The organism is Nioella sp. (assembly GCF_964229645.1).
In the GTDB taxonomy this organism is placed as follows: Bacteria; Pseudomonadota; Alphaproteobacteria; order Rhodobacterales; family Rhodobacteraceae; genus Nioella.
In genome coordinates this window covers 1-2,265 of sequence record NZ_CAXREX010000319.1, presented here as the reverse complement: position 1 = coordinate 2,265, position 2,265 = coordinate 1, and the positions used below count along the sequence as shown (strand labels likewise).

Sequence of the window (2,265 nt, the reverse complement as noted above, 5' to 3'; positions counted from 1 at the left end):
ATCGCGGCGCGCAGCTTCACCTCCATGATGTTGCCCAGCACCATGCCCAGCACGATGGGAACGATGGGCAGGTTCAGCCGCTTCAGCACGTAGCCGAACAGGCCGAAGACGGCGGCAATGGCGCAGTCGACCGCCGAGTTGCGGATCGAGTAGACGCCGACGAAGGACAGGAGCAGGATGCACATGCCGAGGAAGCGGTTGGGGATCTGCGTCAGCTTCACCAGTGCCCCGGTCGAGACCAGCAGGAAGGCCACCACCAGCACGGTCAGGATCAGCAGCGCGAGGTCGAGCGCCACGACGAAGTCCATCTGGTAGAGGAACAGGCCCGGCCCCGGCACCACGTTGTGGACGTAGAAGACCGACAGCATCATGGCGGTCAGCGCCTCTCCGGGGATGCCAAGCGCCAGGAGCGGGATCATCGCGGCGGCGGGCACGGCGTTGTTCGCGGTCTCCGACGCGATCAGTCCTTCGGACGATCCATGGCCGAAGGCCTCCGGCGACTTCGACAGCTTGCGGGCCGAGGTGTAGGACATGAACTGCGCGGTGAATTCGCCCACGCCGGGGATCATGCCCATCAGCACCCCGAAGGAGGCGGAGATCCCCGCGACGCGCGGATGCCGCATCAGCTCCCTGAACCCCTGAAACAGCGAGCCGCGCGACCGGGGCATGCGGATCTTCTCGTCGTCCATGGTCAGCAGAAGGAAGGCCTGGCTCAGCGCGAACAGCCCCAGCACCACCACGATCAGGTCGACGCCGGAGGCCAGCCATGTCTGCTCGAAGGTGAAGCGGCGGGTGTACTTGACCGGCTCCAGCCCCACCGTCGACAGCAGGATGCCGAAACCCGACAGCGCCGCGGCGATCAGCATCTGGCCCTTGTGCGCGGTCACCACGAGGATGATCCCTAGAAGCGCGGCAAGGAAGATCTCGCGCGAGCCGAACATCGGCGCGACCTTCGCCAGCACGGGCGACAGCAGGATCAGGCAGAGGACAGAGAAGATGCCGCCGAAGAAGCTGGCGGAATAGGCCAGTGACAGGGCGCGCCGTCCCTCTCCGCGCAGAGTCATCGGGAAGCCGTCGTAGGTGGTCAGCGCATTGACCGCCGTGCCCGGGGTGTTGATCAGGATCGCGGGGATCGCGCCGCCGTACATCGACGACCCATAGATGCCCAGCAGCATGGTCAGGACGACGATCGGGTCCATGCTGAAGGTGGCGGGCAGCAGGATGGCGATGGCGACGGCGGGGCCCACGCCGGGGATCGCCCCGATGGCCACACCGCCGATGGAGCCGACCACCAGGGCCAGCATCACGTCCCAGCGGGCCAGAACGTCGAGGGCTGCGAAAAACACGTCCATCAGAGGTACTGCAGGGCAAAGCTGCGGAGCGTGTCCGGCAGCAGTTCATATAGCGCGGCACCGGGGATCTTCACGCCGAGGAACCCCTTGAACAGCAGGACGGTCCCCACGGCAAAGACCACGGCAAGCCACAGGTACAGGGGTGTACGATATCCCAGCCGCCACGTCAGCGCGGCGGCAAAGGCGATGCTCATCGGCAGGAAGCCGATCCAAGGCACGGCGAAGACATAGACCATGAACCAGACGGCGTATTCCATCGGCTCGAGCCAGCGCTTGGCCTCCGTCCAGTCAGCGCCGATGGGGCGGCGACGTTTCATCAGCCACAGGTGCAGCCCGAAGGTGACCACCATGGTCACGATGGCGACCCCGGGCCAGAAACGTGGCTGCGCGGCAAAGCTCTTGGCGTCCTCGATCCATGTGGTCTGCGTCGGGATCTGCACCAGCAGCGCGAGCGACACCAGCAGCGCCGCGCCGACAAAGACGATCTGGCCAGAGACGCGGGTGCGCGCCTGAAGTTCGGATTCCGTGCTCACGATGGGTGGCCCTTGCCAGCGGGTGTGGGAGAGGGAGGGGCCACTGCGCGGCCCCTCCGGTAGCGGATGTTACTGGCCGAGCGCCTCGGAAATCGCGCCAAGCGTCTCCTTGTCCTTGGCGATGATCTCCGCGCGTTCCTCGGCGTTTTTCCAGGAGACCAGTGCGCCGGTTTCCTCGGCCACCTTCTGCGCGCGCTCGGACATCACGGTCTTCTCGGCAACGGCGGCGATCTTGTCGCGCACGTCCTGCGGCGTGTCCTTTCCGACGAACAGCCCGTTCCAGAGCGAGATGTTCAGTGACGGGTCCACCTCGCCGATGGTCGGCGTGTCCGGAACCTTCGAGATCCGCTCGCCGGTGATCGACACCAGCACCTTCACCT

General features: G+C 65.8%; 2 protein-coding genes and 1 pseudogene. All 3 read right to left on the bottom strand.

Translation table 11 applies throughout. The features are described 5' to 3' along the window. Positions 1-1,352: tripartite tricarboxylate transporter permease (locus ACEQXV_RS19790; RefSeq protein WP_370270604.1), on the bottom strand; the 1,352-nt coding region annotated here is incomplete at its 3' end. Then, positions 1,352-1,885 carry a tripartite tricarboxylate transporter TctB family protein gene (locus ACEQXV_RS19785; protein WP_370270602.1) on the bottom strand — a complete coding sequence of 178 codons (534 nt, stop codon included), beginning with the start codon at positions 1,883-1,885 and terminating at the stop codon, positions 1,352-1,354. The genes ACEQXV_RS19790 and ACEQXV_RS19785, both read right to left, overlap by 1 nt. Before the next feature lie 69 nt (positions 1,886-1,954). Continuing rightward, positions 1,955-2,265: pseudogene (locus ACEQXV_RS19780) on the bottom strand (tripartite tricarboxylate transporter substrate-binding protein); the annotation flags it as partial.